This window comes from Streptomyces sp. KR80, from assembly GCF_052245555.1.
Classification (GTDB): domain Bacteria; phylum Actinomycetota; class Actinomycetes; order Streptomycetales; family Streptomycetaceae; genus Streptomyces.
Window position 1 is genome coordinate 1 of sequence record NZ_JBQQCD010000015.1, and the last position, 14387, is coordinate 14387.

13 protein-coding genes and 1 rRNA gene are annotated in these 14387 nt (G+C 69.7%); 7 read left to right on the plus strand and 7 right to left on the minus strand.

Annotation, left to right across the window (positions count from 1 at the left end):
- Nucleotides 1-80: ribosomal RNA gene (rrf, locus tag ACTWQI_RS20550) — 5S ribosomal RNA — on the plus strand; the annotation flags it as partial.
- A gap of 112 nt (nucleotides 81-192) precedes the next feature.
- Here rrf and ACTWQI_RS20555 read toward each other — a convergent pair.
- On the minus strand, nucleotides 193-1236 hold the full coding sequence (locus tag ACTWQI_RS20555) for a hydroxyacid dehydrogenase (protein ID WP_443272458.1): 1044 nt from the start codon (nucleotides 1234-1236) through the stop codon (nucleotides 193-195).
- Nucleotides 1237-1427: 191 nt separating this feature from the next.
- Here ACTWQI_RS20555 and ACTWQI_RS20560 point away from each other — a divergent pair, with 191 nt between their 5' ends.
- Nucleotides 1428-2078, plus strand: a complete 651-nt coding sequence (locus tag ACTWQI_RS20560; protein WP_443272459.1) for a GNAT family N-acetyltransferase — start codon at nucleotides 1428-1430, stop codon at nucleotides 2076-2078.
- Here the strand turns inward: ACTWQI_RS20560 and ACTWQI_RS20565 are convergent.
- The 6 genes from ACTWQI_RS20565 to ACTWQI_RS20590 all read right to left on the minus strand — a co-directional run bounded on the left by ACTWQI_RS20565 (nucleotide 2008) and on the right by ACTWQI_RS20590 (nucleotide 9440).
- Nucleotides 2008-3765, minus strand: a complete 1758-nt coding sequence (locus ACTWQI_RS20565) for a type IV secretory system conjugative DNA transfer family protein (protein WP_443272460.1) — start codon at nucleotides 3763-3765, stop codon at nucleotides 2008-2010. The genes ACTWQI_RS20560 and ACTWQI_RS20565 overlap by 71 nt on opposite strands.
- Nucleotide 3766: 1 nt before the next feature.
- Nucleotides 3767-5176 (minus strand): ATP-binding protein, encoded by a 1410-nt coding sequence (locus ACTWQI_RS20570; RefSeq protein ID WP_443272462.1) that lies wholly within the window; start codon nucleotides 5174-5176, stop codon nucleotides 3767-3769.
- Nucleotides 5177-5212: 36 nt separating this feature from the next.
- Nucleotides 5213-6772, minus strand: a complete 1560-nt coding sequence (locus tag ACTWQI_RS20575) for an SCO6880 family protein (protein WP_443272463.1) — start codon at nucleotides 6770-6772, stop codon at nucleotides 5213-5215.
- On the minus strand, nucleotides 6769-8109 hold the full coding sequence (locus ACTWQI_RS20580; RefSeq protein ID WP_443272464.1) for a hypothetical protein: 1341 nt from the start codon (nucleotides 8107-8109) through the stop codon (nucleotides 6769-6771). The genes ACTWQI_RS20575 and ACTWQI_RS20580 overlap by 4 nt, the downstream gene beginning before the upstream one ends.
- The gene (locus ACTWQI_RS20585; RefSeq protein ID WP_443272465.1) at nucleotides 8099-8950 is read right to left on the minus strand and encodes a hypothetical protein; all 852 of its coding nucleotides are present in this window, start codon (nucleotides 8948-8950) and stop codon (nucleotides 8099-8101) included. Before ACTWQI_RS20585 ends, ACTWQI_RS20580 begins: the two co-directional genes overlap by 11 nt.
- Before the next feature lie 181 nt (nucleotides 8951-9131).
- Nucleotides 9132-9440 (minus strand): hypothetical protein, encoded by a 309-nt coding sequence (locus ACTWQI_RS20590; RefSeq protein ID WP_443272467.1) that lies wholly within the window; start codon nucleotides 9438-9440, stop codon nucleotides 9132-9134.
- A 438-nt stretch (nucleotides 9441-9878) separates the two neighbouring features.
- Between ACTWQI_RS20590 and ACTWQI_RS20595 the strand changes: the two genes are divergently transcribed.
- The 5 genes from ACTWQI_RS20595 (at nucleotide 9879) to ACTWQI_RS20615 (ending at nucleotide 14374) form a co-directional block, all read left to right on the plus strand.
- The gene (locus ACTWQI_RS20595; RefSeq protein WP_443272470.1) at nucleotides 9879-10841 is read left to right on the plus strand and encodes a GNAT family N-acetyltransferase; all 963 of its coding nucleotides are present in this window, start codon (nucleotides 9879-9881) and stop codon (nucleotides 10839-10841) included.
- A 101-nt stretch (nucleotides 10842-10942) separates the two neighbouring features.
- Nucleotides 10943-11347 (plus strand): GntR family transcriptional regulator, encoded by a 405-nt coding sequence (locus ACTWQI_RS20600; RefSeq protein ID WP_443272473.1) that lies wholly within the window; start codon nucleotides 10943-10945, stop codon nucleotides 11345-11347.
- Nucleotides 11344-12261 carry an ATP-binding cassette domain-containing protein gene (locus ACTWQI_RS20605; RefSeq protein WP_443272475.1) on the plus strand — a complete coding sequence of 306 codons (918 nt, stop codon included), beginning with the start codon at nucleotides 11344-11346 and terminating at the stop codon, nucleotides 12259-12261. Before ACTWQI_RS20600 ends, ACTWQI_RS20605 begins: the two co-directional genes overlap by 4 nt.
- Nucleotides 12262-12272: 11 nt before the next feature.
- Complete coding sequence (locus ACTWQI_RS20610) at nucleotides 12273-13208, plus strand: hypothetical protein (protein WP_443272477.1); 936 nt, start codon at nucleotides 12273-12275, stop codon at nucleotides 13206-13208.
- Between the two features lie 164 nt (nucleotides 13209-13372).
- A complete protein-coding gene (locus tag ACTWQI_RS20615) occupies nucleotides 13373-14374 on the plus strand; it encodes a bifunctional lytic transglycosylase/C40 family peptidase (RefSeq protein WP_443272479.1) in 1002 nt (333 codons plus the stop codon).
- Nucleotides 14375-14387: the final 13 nt, after the last annotated feature.

The following is a 14387-nucleotide window of genomic DNA, read 5'->3' on the forward strand; positions in this document are numbered from 1 at the left end:
TTCCGAACCCGGAAGCTAAGCCTTTCAGCGCCGATGGTACTGCAGGGGGGACCCTGTGGGAGAGTAGGACACCGCCGGACAATCTTTGATCCGCAACCCCCGGGCCCCGCCCGGGGGTTGCGGCATTTTCATCGGTCGTTGAAAGACGTCCGGTGATTCTTTTGTTCCGGCACCACCGGCGTTGGGGCCGCGTCAGGCGATGTGGGCCAGATCCGCGGCCTCGACCCGGCCTTCGAGCGGGGCTCCGCTGATGAACCGGCCGACCTCCGCGATGGTGTACTCGCCCAGGCGTCGGACCTCGCTGCCCTGTGCGCCCGCGATGTGCGGGGTGACGAGCACATTGCGCAGCGAGAGAAGCCGGTGGTCGGGCGGTAGCGGCTCGGGGAAGGTGACGTCGAGATACGCGTTCAGCCGTCCCGTCGCGCACTCGCGGGTCAGCGCCTCGGTGTCGACGAGCGAGCCGCGGGCGGTGTTGATGACCGTTCCCCCGTCCGGGAGCAGCGCCAGCCGCCGGGTGTCGAGAAGGTGCCGGGTCTCCGGCAGTTCCGGTGCGTGAATGCTGACGATGCTGCTGCGGCGGCACAGTTCATCCAGCGAGACGAGTTCACAGCCGAGGGCTGTCGCTTCCTCCCTGCCCACGTACGGATCGGCGAGCAGCACCCGATAACCGGCATCGGAGGAGGTCAACCGGGCGATGACGCGGCGGCCGGTGCGGGAGGCGGCGATGATCCCGACTGTGCGGCCGTCGGTGCCCTCGCGCTCGGCCAGTGAAGGCCAGCCGTCGGTGTATCGCGCTGCGGTCGTCAGGGCCTGCTTCGCGGCCAGGACGATGACCGCGGAGGTGAACTCGGCGACCGGAGCGGCGTTCGCTTCGGCCGCCGACGAGACGGTGATGCCGCGCTGCCAGACCGCAGGGGTGATGTGGCCCTTCACCGACCCCGCCGCGTGGATCACTGCGCGCAGCCGAGGGGCGGCGTCGAGCACGTCCTCGTCGAGGGGCGGACAACCCCAGCCGGTGATGAGGACATCAACATCGGCGAGACTGGCCCGATCGCCCGCAACGGCCCTCGTACCGTCCCCGCCGTAGGTACCGCCCCCGTGGCCGGCGAGCAGCACTGGTGCAAGGTCGGGCGCCAAATCGACGACATCGGTGAGCCGTTGCCGCAGCGGCGGTGGGAAGGCGGCGCGCGCGGCCTCCGGGTCCATGCACATCATCGCGTTCAGTCGGTCGGCCACCGGCCACCTCTCTCCACCCTGAGCCCATTCTCCACCGGCCACCATCATTCACCGTGCGCATCAGGATCGTGCGAGATTGTGCCCGGCACACGACCGTCGCAGGGGCGTTCCCCCTGGGCGACGTGCGGCTGCGCCGCATGCGTTCGATATCACGTTGCGCGCCGTCCAGGAGCGGATGCGAGCATCGAGACATGGGCTATGAGATCCGGACCGTCCGTGCCGACGACTGGGCCGAGCTGAAGGAACTGCGGCTGGCCGCGCTGCGCGATCCGGTCGCGCGCGTCGCCTTCGTCGACACGTACGAGAACAGCGTCACCAGGGCCGACGACCACTGGCGCGCCTGGGCCACGCCCATCGCCGAGGGCGGCACTGCGACGAACGTGATCGCGAAGGACGGGCACGGCAGGTGGGTGGCGATGCTCGCGCTGCTCGACGAGACCGGCCAGACGGCCCCGCCGGTCGGTGCGCCCGGGGTCATCGACGACGACAGTGCCGGTTCGCCGCAGATCCACGTCGTGAGCGTGTACGTACGTCCCGAGCACCGTGGCACGGGTGTGGCGGAGCAGCTCTTCCGTACGGCGATCGACTGGACCTGGCAGCACACCAAGGCGGAGCGGATCCACCTCTGGGTTCACGCCGACAACCCCCGCGCCGAGGCCTTCTACCGCCGGCTCGGCTTCACGAGGACGGGCGAGACGATGCCGTTCCCTCCGTCCCCGGAAGACTTGGAGTACGAGATGGCGATGGAGCGCCCCGCCACGCCCATGGCTCTCACCCCACCAGGCTCCGATGCGGCCAGCGGGCCCGCGCTTGCTCCTCGGAACGGAGGAGCGCCAGCGTAGGGAGGCCTCGTGCGGCGCCGTCGGCCAGCAGCTCGGGGAGTTGCGGGAGCGGGGCGACGGCGGCGATGTCGTCGAGGACGAGCGTGAGTGGTGGGTCGAGCCGACCGGAGGATGACCGTTCGGCCATGCGGCGGCCGTGCTCGACCACGCTCGAGACGAGTGCGGTCAGCAGCGGCATCGCACCCGGGTGGGTCCGCGGGTCCTCGATCCCTTCACCCACCACGTACAGCGTTCCCCCTTCGGCGACGAATGATTCCACGGCGAGGGAGTCGGCGCGGGTCGGATTGCAGGCGTCCCTGATGTGGATGGACGAGAGCGCGGAGAGGGCACGGGCCGTCAGTTGCCGGGCGATCTCACGGCGTTCGGGATACGCGGTGAGCGTGCTCTCGAGTTCGCCTGCGGTGCCGGCTGCGGCGCCGGGGTGGGTCCGCAGGATGCGTACGGGTTCGTGTGCGGCGCTGCCGGATGCCCAGCGGTGCACCTGCCGGAACGGTTGTCCGTCGACGGCCGCGGCGTGCAGCCAGCAGCGAAGCAGCGTGTCCGCCGCCTCTGCCATCGCCGAGTCGAGGCTGTGGGACGGTCGTACGGGTGCGAGCAGGGCCGCCGCGCGCGCCGCGGCGACGTCTCGGGCCTCGCACCCCGCGGAGGGGGACCAACGGAGCCGGGCAGGGGTGTCGAGGAGATGGCTCGGGTCGTAGAGATGGGTCGGTCCGAGCTTGGCCCTGGCGTCCTTGGTTTCCGCCCACAGGAGGGGGGCGGAGGTGACGACGAGAACGGGCCCCTCCGCCGCCCGGATCGCCTGCGCAGCGAGCTCCTTGTGGGCGGCGCTCCGGGCACCCGTGAAGTGCAGATGTGACGTGTTCCGCTGCCCCGGCAGCCAGGCGCTGGCTGCGGCGCTGTTCGCCGCGGGGTCGGCCGCGCGGTCGGCAGCGTCCGGATGCGGATACGCGGCGCCGTCGGCGCCGTCAGCTCGTTCGGCTGTGCCCGCGCCGTCGGCTCCGCGGGCCCCGCTGCCGGACCCCGCTTCAACGGCTTCAAGGGGTGCGGCCGGTGTTCTGTCGTCGCCCCCGTCCGGTGTCGGCATGCCGCCGCACGCGCTCTGGCCACGTCCTGTGCCCTGGCCAAGGCTCGCGCCCGGGTCAAGGTCCTTGTCCGGCGCGGGATTCAGCCTGGGCCCGGAATCGTGGTCCACCGGCGCCGCAGCAGTGCGGGACCTCGCACCGGGAGCCTGGGGCGAGGGGCCGGGCGACGGATCGCCATCGGCTGCCTCGACGTCGTCGTGGCCCCGTGCGCTCGGCCGCGCCGACCGAGACCGGCGGGCACGCCAGCGGGCCGTCACGCCGATGGCGAAGACCGCGACCACGAAGAGCACCATCAGCTGGCTGATGAAGACGCCCCAGAACAGCCCGTAGCCCGACAACTGCCCCGCCGGGGCGTCCGGCCATGCCGCCGCCACGTCGTGCGGCTCCTCGACGAGTTGCCGCATCGCCAGCGGCGTGTGCGCGAAGTCCACCCCTTGCGGCCACGCGCCCCGGGCGAAGCGGGCCGACACCTCCGTCGCCGTCCAGACCAGGACCGTCAGCCCGAGCAGGAAGGCCAGTACACCGATGAGCAGGCCGTCCGGGATCCCGCCCGGCTTCGCCGACTCCGGGGAGGATCCCGACGGTCTCGATCCGGGCGCCGCCATGTCACGCCACCGTCGACTCGTCCGAGAGCTGTTGTTCCATCGCCTTCGCCGCCCGCTCCTCTGCCTCCGCCTCGGCCGCTCGTTCCACGGCCAGAGCCTCCTCGCTCAGCGACGACTCCGTCATCGCCCGGTCGGTGTAGACGAGTGGCCGTTCGGCCTCGGTCACCAGGTGCTTCACGACCTGGACGTTCCCGTTGACGTCCCAGACGGCGATGCCCGGGGTCAGCGTCGGGATGATTTCCACGGCCCACCGGGGCAGGCCCAGTACCCGTCCCGTCGCTCGCGCCTCGTCCGCCTTCTGCGCGTAGATCGTCCGCGTCGACGCCATCTTCAGGATCGCGGCCGCCTCCCGTGCCGCCGCACCGTCCACCACGTCGGAGAGGTGGTGCACGACGGCGACGAACGAGAGCCCCAGCCGGCGCCCGAACTTCAGCAGCCGCTGGAAGAGCTGTGCCACGAAAGGTGAGTTGATGATGTGCCAGGCTTCCTCGACCAGGAAGATCCGCTTCTTCCGGTCGGGTCGGATCCAGGTGTGCTCGAGCCACACCCCCACGATCGCCATCAGGATCGGCATCGCGATCGAGTTCCGGTCGATGTGGGAGAGGTCGAAGACGATCAGCGGGGCGTCGAGATCGATCCCCACCGTCGTCGGCCCGTCGAACATCCCCCGCAGGTCACCGTCGACCAGCCGGTCCAGCACGAGTGCCACGTCCAGGCCCCAGGCCCGTACGTCGTCGATGTCGACGTTCATCGCTTCCGCCGACTCCGGTTCCGGGTGCCGCAGCTGCTCGACGATGTCGGTGAGAACGGGCTGCCGGTCGGTGATCGTCTCGTTCACATACGCGTGCGCGACCTTCAGCGCGAAGCCGGACCGCTCGTCCAGCCCGCGCCCCATGGCGACCTCGATGATCGTACGGAGCAGGGCCAGTTGACCGGTCGTCGTGATCGAGGGGTCGAGGGGATTGAGCCGGATACCGCCGTCGAGTGCGGCCATCGGGTCCAGCCGGATCGGAGTGATCCCCAGCTCCTGGGCGATGAGGTTCCACTCCCCCACCCCGTCCTCGCCCTGCGCGTCCAGCACCACCACCTGCCGGTCCCGGAACCGCAGTTGCCGCAGGACGTACGTCTTCTCCAGCGCCGACTTGCCGTTGCCCGACTCGCCGAGCACCAGCCAGTGCGGGGCGGGCAGCTGCTGGCCGTACAGCTGGAACGGGTCGTAGATGTAGCCCTTCCCCGAGTAGACCTCGCGCCCGATGATCACGCCGGAGTCGCCGAGGCCGGGCGCGGCCGTGGGCAGATAGACGGCCTGGGCCTGGCCGGTGGACGTACGGACCGGCAGCCGGGTCGTCTCCACCTTCCCGAACAGGAAGCTGGTGAAGGCCTCGGTGAGCGCGGTCAGCGGATCAGGCACAGCAGGCTCCTACCGTTCGCCGTCGTCGGAAGCCGGTCATCGCCGGATGCCGGTCGCGAAGGGCAGTGTGTTCACAAAGGCCCGGTGGTGTTCGCGGTCGCACCACTCCAGCTTGAGGTACGACTTGCCCGCCGAGGCGCGAATCGTGCGCTTGTCACGCGCCAGGGCCTCCGGCGTACGCGACGACACGGTGATGTACCCGACCAGATTCACCCCCGCCGCGCCACTCGCCAGATCCTCGCCCCGCTGGTCCAGCCGTCCGTGGGCGGCGACGTCCCGCGGGTCCACCGTCCGGTTCATCTTCGCCGCCCGCGAAGCCTCCGCCTCGTCGTTCGTCTTCTCCGTCAGCATCCGCTCGATGGCGACCTCGGTCGGCTCGAGGTCCATGCAGACCGCGACCGTACGGATCACATCCGGGGTGTGGACCAGCAGCGGCGCAAGGAAGTTGACGCCGACCGGGGTCATCGGCCACTCCTTCACCCACGCCGTCGCATGGCACCAGGGAGCGCGGGTGTTGGACTCCCGCGTCTTCGCCTGGAGGTAGGTCGGCTCCACCGCATCCAGCTCGGCCGGCCAGGCGTTGCGCTTCGTCATCGCCTGGATGTGGTCGATCGGGTGGTCCGGGTCGTACATGGAGTGGATCAGCGACGACAGCCGTCCCTGTCCGAGCGGCTGCCGGACGCGGATGTCGGCCTCCGCGAGCCGCGCACAGATGTCGGTCAGCTCGCGGGCCATGACCACGGCCAGGCCCGCGTCCTTGTCGAGCTTGCCGCGCCCCTGTGCCTGGCCCTGCTGTGCCGCGCGCGCCATGGTGTGCGCCTCCGCGGCGAGTTCGCGCGTGAAGTGCATGCACGCGACGAGATACGCCCGGTGCTGCTCGGACGATGTGGACACCATGGACTGGAGCTGGTCGTACGAATCCTGTAGCCACTCCGGTGCCTTGGAGTCGCCGCGTCGCTCCACGTCCTTCGCGTGTGCGTCGGGGTCGGCAGGCAGCGTACGGGCCAGCATCTGCAGGCGCGTCACGAAGCCGTCGCCGTTGGCCACATGCTTCAGCAGCGTCCCGAACCGGTCGACCAGGGCCTCCTGGTCCTCGCTGTCCCGCAGCCCGACGCCCGGCCCCTCGATCTCGATCGCGGCGGTGACGGTACGGCGGTCCGCATGCAGCAACACGGCGATCTCGTCGGGTCCGAAGGGCGCCGCGAGCCAGTTGATCCGGCCGATCCCGGGCGGCGGGCCGATCTCCACTTCCCGGCCGTCGATCCGGGTGCCAGCCTCGGGTGCGGCGGAACGGTAGACGGTGCCCTGGCGCAGGGTGCGCCGGTACGAGCGGTTGATCTCGAACCATTTGTAGAAGGTGCGGTGTTTGTACGGCACGTAGACGGCCGCCAGCGCCAGCAGCGGAAAGCCCGTGAGCGTCGCGATGCGCAGGGGCAGAACGGGTACGAGCAGCCCGCACATCATGCCGAGGAACGCGCCCGCGATGATCAGCGCGATCTCGCCGGTCTCCCGGTTCTTGCCGATGATCGCGTTCGGCCGGGCCCGGCCCATGAGATACGTACGGCGGGGCGTGATCGAGTGGGACTGGGCCGTCAACGCCGCTCACCTCCAGCGGGATTGCTGCTGCGGGTGCCGCTGCTGCCGCGGTGGTGGGTACGAGGGGCGGGAGCGGGGGCGGATCCGCCACTGCCGCCGCCGGGACCGGAGGACCCGCCGCGCGAACTGTGCGCCGCGATCCCGCCCGCGACGCTGCCCGCGGGCTTGGACGAGGACCGTGACGGCCCGTCGTCCGCGCCTCCGCCGGAGCTGCGGCTGCTGTGGGTCTTGATGCCCTGTTTGACGAGCGCGGCCGGGGTGGAGATGGCCGCGGCCGCCGCGGCTCCGTCGGTGGCGGTCTTACGGTTGCTGCGGGCGCTCGCGATCTCGTCGCCGAAGCCGGGGACGAAACGGTAGATCATGGCGCTGGCGAAGATGGCGAGCAGGATGATCGCGAGCCCGGAGATCACGGCGGAGAACGCGTCCGGCCCGTCGTCGGACGCGGACAGCGCGCCGGCCATGCCGAGCACGATGATGATGACCGGTTTGACGAGGATCACCGCGATCATGATCCCGGCCCAGCGGCGTACGTGGCCCCACATGTTCTTGTCGACCAACCCCGCGTAGACCGCGGTCCCGAGCAGTGCCCCGACGTAGAGCAGCGCGGCCCGGATGACCAGCTCCAGCCACAGCACGCCCGCGGCGAGCACGGACACCAGACTGACGACGATCAGCATGATCGGCCCGCCACCGATGTCATCGCCCTTCTTCAGGGCCTCGGAGAACGACCCGAAGAAGGTGTCGGTGTTCGAGGACGTCCCGGCGGCGATGACCTCGGTGACGGCGTCGGTCGCGGAGACGATCGTGTAGAGGATGAGGGGGGTGAAGGCGGACGCCAGAACGGTCAGCCAGAGAAAGCCGACGGCCTCGGTGAGTGCCTCGGTGAGGGGGACGCCCCGGATGGCGCGCTTGGCGACGGCGAGCAGCCAGAGGAGGAGCGTGAGGATGGTGGAGGCGGCGAAGACGACGGCGTACTGGCGGAGGAAGGCGGCGTTGGTGAAGTCGACGTTCGTCGTCTCGTCGACCGCCTTGGACAACTTCCCGACGATCCAGGCGGCGGCGTCGGCGCAGCCCTTGGCGAGAGAGGAGAGGGGGTCGAGGGGGTTGTCCTCGGTGATATCGGTCCTGTTTGTGCCGCCGCCCGCGCCGTCGCCGCGCTCGCAATAGTCCCTGGCGGGGCCGACGATGAGGTCGCAGTTGTCCTTGTCGTCCGCGGATGGCGCCGGTGTGGGAGTCGGGGCCGCAACTGCCCGAGCAGCGAGCAGGACGGCAGCAGTCTGAACGGCAGCAAAGGCGGCGGCGAACGTCAGCGTGCGGCGGCTCGGGCTACCGGGCATAGGTGAAGCCTCCGTACTCCTCGACCGCCTTCGCGATCTCGTCGGCGTTGGAGGCCTTGCGGTCGCTGTTCACTGGAGCCGGGCCATCCTTCTGAGAGAAACTCTCGACCTTCCAGTCACCGTCGACCCACCGGAGCTTGAGGGTCATGGTGAACCAGTCGTTGGCGACCGGGTTGGTGGAACTCACCCCAGCAGTGCCGAAGACGCCTGTGCACCAGACCTCCGCGGTCGCGGTGGTATCCGCGTACTCGGTGGTCTTGGTGCCGACAGGTGCGGTGCGGGAGACATAGGTCATGCCCTTCTCGGCATTGCCGTTGGCATCCAGGCCGAGCTTGTCCAGAAAGTCCTTGGAGTAAGCCTGGTTGAACTTGGAGCTGAGTTCGTCCACCTTTTCGCTGACGAACACCTGCTGGACGATCTCCTGCCGCCGTTGAGGCTTCAGGATGTCGGCCGAGACCAGCGCCACCGCGTAGTTCGCTGCCGCGCTCTGCGCGCCCTGCTCCGTCTTCGGGAAGCCCTTCGCGATGCCCGCCTCCGACCCCGGCACCGGCTTCTCGCCCGTCGGGGCCGTCGGTTGCGCCTGAGGCCCGTTGCCCGTGGAGCCCGCGCCGTCTGCGTCACCGTTTCCATCGTCGCGATTCGCGAAGGCGATGGCCGCTATCAGCAGCACCACCACACCCACGACCGTGACCATGTTTCTCGACGGCCGCACCGCTGTGCGGCTGCGCCGGCCGGTGCCGTACGCGTCGCCGCCCGCCCGTTCGGGCAGGCGCGTACGCGTCTGGTGGCCGCGCTCGGGATCGTCGTCGTAGTCCGGACCGTATCCGTCGTCGAGACTCATGCTGCGTACGCCCCCTCGCAGTGTCCGTAGTACGACGGTAGCCGCGCTGATACCCGCGCGGGCTCGGTGTGGTGACTCGACATCAAGGGGATGCAACCTCAGCCGGTGGGCACGACGGACGGGGGTACGGGCCGTGGGTGCTCCGCCCCTGCCGAGGGTTTGCAGGGGCGGGCGCGCGGCGCTAGACGGCCATGCCGTACACGATGGTGAACAGCGTGCCGAGCGACCCGATGATGAAGACACCGGTGAGGCCCGCGACGATCAGTCCCTTCCCCTGCTCCGCGCTGAATGTGTCGCGCAGCGCGGTGGCGCCGATGCGCTGTTTGGCCGCACCCCAGATCGCGATGCCGAGGCAGAGCAGGATCGCGACGGCCATCACGACTTCGATCATCACCCGGGCTTCGTTGCCCAGACTCCCGAACGGCCCCCAGTCCGGGGCGATGCCGCCGATGATGGTGGTGATGTCGCCCTTGTCGGCTGCCAGGAACATTCTGAAACTCACCGCCCCTGTTGGGTAGTTGTGGTGCCCTGCCGGACGGCACGGGTCAGGTTCTATCTTCGCTGACGATGCCGCCGTCGCATGTCGACTTGGCGGCCAATTTTGGTGGATCCCGTGCGTGTCCCCGGTCACAGGCTGTGGAGACGGTCTGCCGGTGTCGGCAGAGAAGCGTATTGTCACTCTGTGTATCACAGTTGGTGACTCCGAGCAATGGCTCGGGGGGTTGGGCTTGCGTGCACCTCGGCGGAACTGTTGTCCCCAACCCGGGTCTGACTGTCGTGTCGTGGCCCAACAAGAAGGGAGACCTGCGATGTTCACCCCGAACCAGGCGCTTCCGATGGTCCCTGCCGTCCCCACCACCACACCGGGGCGGTAGGCGCCATACCTTCGGGTCGCGCCTCCAGCTTCACTGCCTCGGAGGCAACCGTGATGTTCCGCAGCACCGTCGAGTCCGATGTCGACGGCATACTCCCCCTCCTCGTCGCCGACCAGGCCAGTCCCACGATGTCGGCCGACAGTTACAGGACCAAGCTCGCCAACCGCGAGTACCGGCCCGAATGGACGTGGATAGCCCAAGACGCGGCCGAGGGCGCGCCGCTGGCGGTCGCCGTCTGGTGGGGCAGTCCGAACGAGTCCCAACCCGGTGCCCTCGACGGCGTTTTCGTTCACACATCGGTCGGCACGACCGCCGATCGCATAAACCTCGCCGCCGAGCTGCTCACCGCCGCGCACACGGCATACGCCAGGACAGGCCAGGCCCAACCCCCGGAATACCACGTGTTCCTGCCGGGCGACTGGCGTGACCGGCCCGACATGATCTCGGCTCTGTCCTGGCGTCGGGAGGCGGCCCGACGGGCCGGACTGTCGGTGAGCCTGGAACGACTCCGCTACGAGTGGACGGCGCAGGCCACCGCTCTGCCCGAGCCGTCGGGTCGCCTGCTGTTCCGTACGGAACCGGATGACGAGGTGTTCGTCAACCTGTTTCGCCGGGTCCTGACCGGCACCCTCGACGCGGCTTCACGCAAGGCGGCCGCGGACATCGGCGCTGATGCACAAGCCCGCGACGACGTCGCGTTCTACCGCGAGACGATGCTCGGGGAGCGGTCCTGGTGGCGAGTGGCCGAGACACCGGACGGAGAGGTGGTCGGATTCGGGCTCCCGTCGCGCAACCCTGCCTCCCCGGTGGTCGGTTATCTCGGTGTGCTGCCCGAACACCGCGGCCACGGATACGTCGATGACATCCTGGCGGAGATCACCCGGATCCTCGCGGTCGAGGCGGGAGCCGAGGCGATACGCGCCGACACCGACCTGACGAACCTGCCGATGGCCACGGCCTTCGAGCGTGCCGGCTACCGCAACTTCGCCCGCCGCCTGGTGCTGTCCGCGCCCTGATCGCGCGCTGCCGACCACGGGATTGACACGCCGACCCGTCATGCACCACCCTTTCACTACTCAATTAGTGAAACGAGACTTCGACGGAGAGGGTGGTGTTCGTGGCTGCACCAGGAACCATTGAGTTCCGCATCGACCGCCGCAGCGGCGTCACCACCTACCTCCAGATAGTGCAGCAGGTCAAACAAGCCCTGCGGCTCGGCCTGTTGGAGCCCGGCGACAAGCTGCCCACCGCCCGCGAGGTCGTCGAGGCGACCGCCATCAACCCGAACACCGTCCTCAAGGCCTACCGCGAACTGGAGCGCGAAGGGCTGGTCGAGGCCCGCCGCGGCCTCGGCACCTTCGTGCAGAAGTCGCTCGGCGCCTCCTCGGCCGCCGAGTCCCCCTACCGGCCGGCTCTGGAGGAGTGGGTGGCCCGCGCCCACGAGGGTGGCCTGGACCGGGAGGACATGGCGGCCCTCTTCGACTCCGTGCTGAACGAACACTTCTCGCAGGAGAGCCCATGAACAGCCCCAAGGCCGCCCTCGAAGCGTCCGGCCTCGGCATGGCGTACTCGCGCCGGAAGAAGGATGTCCTCGCCGACTGCTCCTTCCGGTTCCCGCAGGGCCGCGTCTGCGCCTTGGTCGGCCCGAACGGGGCGGGCAAGTCCACCCTGCTCGGCCTGGCCGCCGGCCTGCTCCGGCCGACCGCCGGCACCCTGACCGTGCTCGGCCAGGCGCCTGCCGAGGCCCGCGACCGCATCGCCTACGTCGACCAGACCAGGCCGCTGCACCCGCACCTCTCCGTCGCCGACACCCTCTGCTTCGGCGCGGAACTCAACCGCCCCTCCGGTCGCTGGGACCAACAGGCCGCCGAACGCATCGCGTACGGCGACGGCGGCCTCGAACCCACCGCGAAGGTACGGTCGCTCTCCAGCGGCCAGCGCACTCGCGTCGCACTCGCCCTCGCCTTTGGCAAGCGGCCCGAACTGATGCTGCTCGACGAGCCGATGGCCGACCTCGACCCGCTGGCCCGCCGACAACTGACCGGCGCGCTGATGTCCGAGGCCGCCGAGCATGGCACCTCCATCGTGATGTCCTCACATGTCATCGCCGAACTGGAAGGCATCTGCGACTACCTGCTCCTTCTCTGCGGCGGCCGGGTCCGGCTCGGCGGCGAGACCGAGGAGGTCGTCGCAGCGCACACCCTGATCACCGGAACCGCCACCACCGCCACCAGCGGGCACACCGTGATCGAGGAGCGCCCCGCCGGCCGCGGCCGCACCGCCCTGGTCCGCCCGCATGGCGCACCGTCAGGCGACTTGCTGGCCGAGCGCCCCAGCCTGGAGGACGTCCTCCTCGCCCACCTCCGCAACCCCCACGCCCCGGCCCTTCTCACCGAGAGCGCCATCCCCGTACTTCCGCAACACCCACAGGAGTAGGAGATCCTCACATGAGCACCACCGGAAAGACCCGGCCAGCCGCCTCGAACCGGGTCCGCACGCCCCGCTCCGGATCGCCCTGGACGGTGCTCCGGCTGCACCGATCCGCCCTGTGGATCTGGATCGCCTTCGTGGCGATAACGGCGGCCGCTTTGCTGTGGCTGCGCTTCGGCCCGGAAGCAACAGCCGCCGCACGGCTCCAGGCCGGATGTGGCACCCCCGGCCACCGCGCCTGCAGCATGATCCCCCTCGACGCGGACGTCTACTACACCTTCCAGGAGCACCTCCTGGACGTGGGCTCGCTCCTGCGCAACCTGGCCCCCGTCGTGGCCGCCTGGGCAGCCGCCGCGCTGATCGGTCGCGAACTGGAGAACCGCACCGCCGAGCTGGCCTGGACCCAGTCCGTCAGCCCTGCCCGCTGGCTCGCGCACAAGCTCGCCGTCCCCGTCCTCTTCCTCGCCGCCGGTACGGCCCTTCTTGTTGTCGGCTATCGCGGGCTCCTCGACTGGTCCGCCGCCCACCATCTGCTCACCGCCGGCTATAGGAGCAACGACTATTACTTCGCCACCGGCCCGTCGCTCGTCGCCTACCCCCTGCTCGGCCTGACCCTCGGCGCCCTGACCGCCTTCTGGTTGCGCCGCGCACTGCCGGCGCTTGCCGTCGGCGCCGCCGCCACCTGGGTCGTCACCTGGGCCATCGCCCCGTGGCGCACCCGTATCTGGCCGACCGTCACCTCCACCGTCAAGGGCAACGGCCCCTGGGGATTCACCGCGACGCCCTGCCAGTGGAACCAGTCCGACCACAAGTACTCCGTCGATGCCTGCCTCGGCGCCCACCCCGCCTCGCAGTACTGGCCCGTTCAACTCGCCGAGACCGGCTTCGCCCTCGCCCTCACCGCCCTCGCCACCGCGGCCGCTTTCTGGCTGCTCCGCCGCCGTACACCCTGACACCACGGCGATGCGCGCGGTGCGGCCGGAGCCCGTCTCGATCAACTCCCCTGCGAATGTGGTCTGTTGGGGGAGTCCGGTCACGCCGGGAGGGGCGAACGGGGCGGACAACTGCCAAGATCGCCGATAGCCTGGAAGAGGCCGAGTGGGGGTGAACGGACGCGGTGCGGAAAGCGTGGTGGTGGGGCGGGGCCGGGCTCGCGTTGGGGGCCGGGTTCATGGCGCTGCTCATCATCGGCACGTACTCCGCTGCCGCCTATCTCATGGGCGGAGGCAGGGCCGTAGGCCTGGCGAAGGGCGCGGTGCCGGCGGCGTACCGGCCGCTGGTGCAGAAGTGGGGCAGTCTGTGTTCGGCCATCAACCCCGCACTGCTGGCGGCGCAGTTGTACCAGGAGAGCGGCTGGAACCCGAGGGCCCAGAGCCAGGCGGCGGCCCAGGGGATAGCGCAGTTCATTCCGGGGACTTGGGCCACCCACGGGATCGACGGTAACGGGGACGGAGATCGGAACGTCTGGGACCCCGAGGATGCGATCCCGTCGGCGGCCTCATACGACTGCAAACTGGCCAAGTATGTGAAGGACGCCCCCGGCGATCCCACCAGGAACATGCTGGCTGCGTACAACGCGGGCGCGTATGCAGTGATCAAGTACGGCGGGGTGCCGCCGTACCGCGAGACACAGAACTACGTGAAGGTCATCACGACGCTCGCCAAGAGCTTCGAGGCGCCGGTCGGCACGGTGCCCTCGTCGCGGAAGGCGGCCGGGGCGATCTACTACGCGCAGAAGAAACTTGGCACGCCCTATCTGTGGGGCGGTGACGGGACGGCCGGGGACCGCGGGCGGTTCGACTGTTCGGGGCTGACGAAGGCGGCGTACGCGTCGGTGGGGATCGGGCTGCCGCGGGTGGCGAACGACCAGTACAACGCCGGCCCCCACCCGGACCGGGACGAGCTGTTGCCGGGCGATCTGGTGTTCTTCTCGGACGACCTGACCGACTCGCGGGCGATCCGGCATGTGGGCATCTACGTAGGCGGCGGCTACATGATCAACGCCCCGTACACCGGCGCGGTGATCCGCTTCGACAAGATCGATACGCCGGACTACTTCGGGGCGACCCGGGTCACGGAGGACGGCGCAAAGGCGCTCCCCACGGCTGACGCTGCGTAAGGTGCGTCGCGCG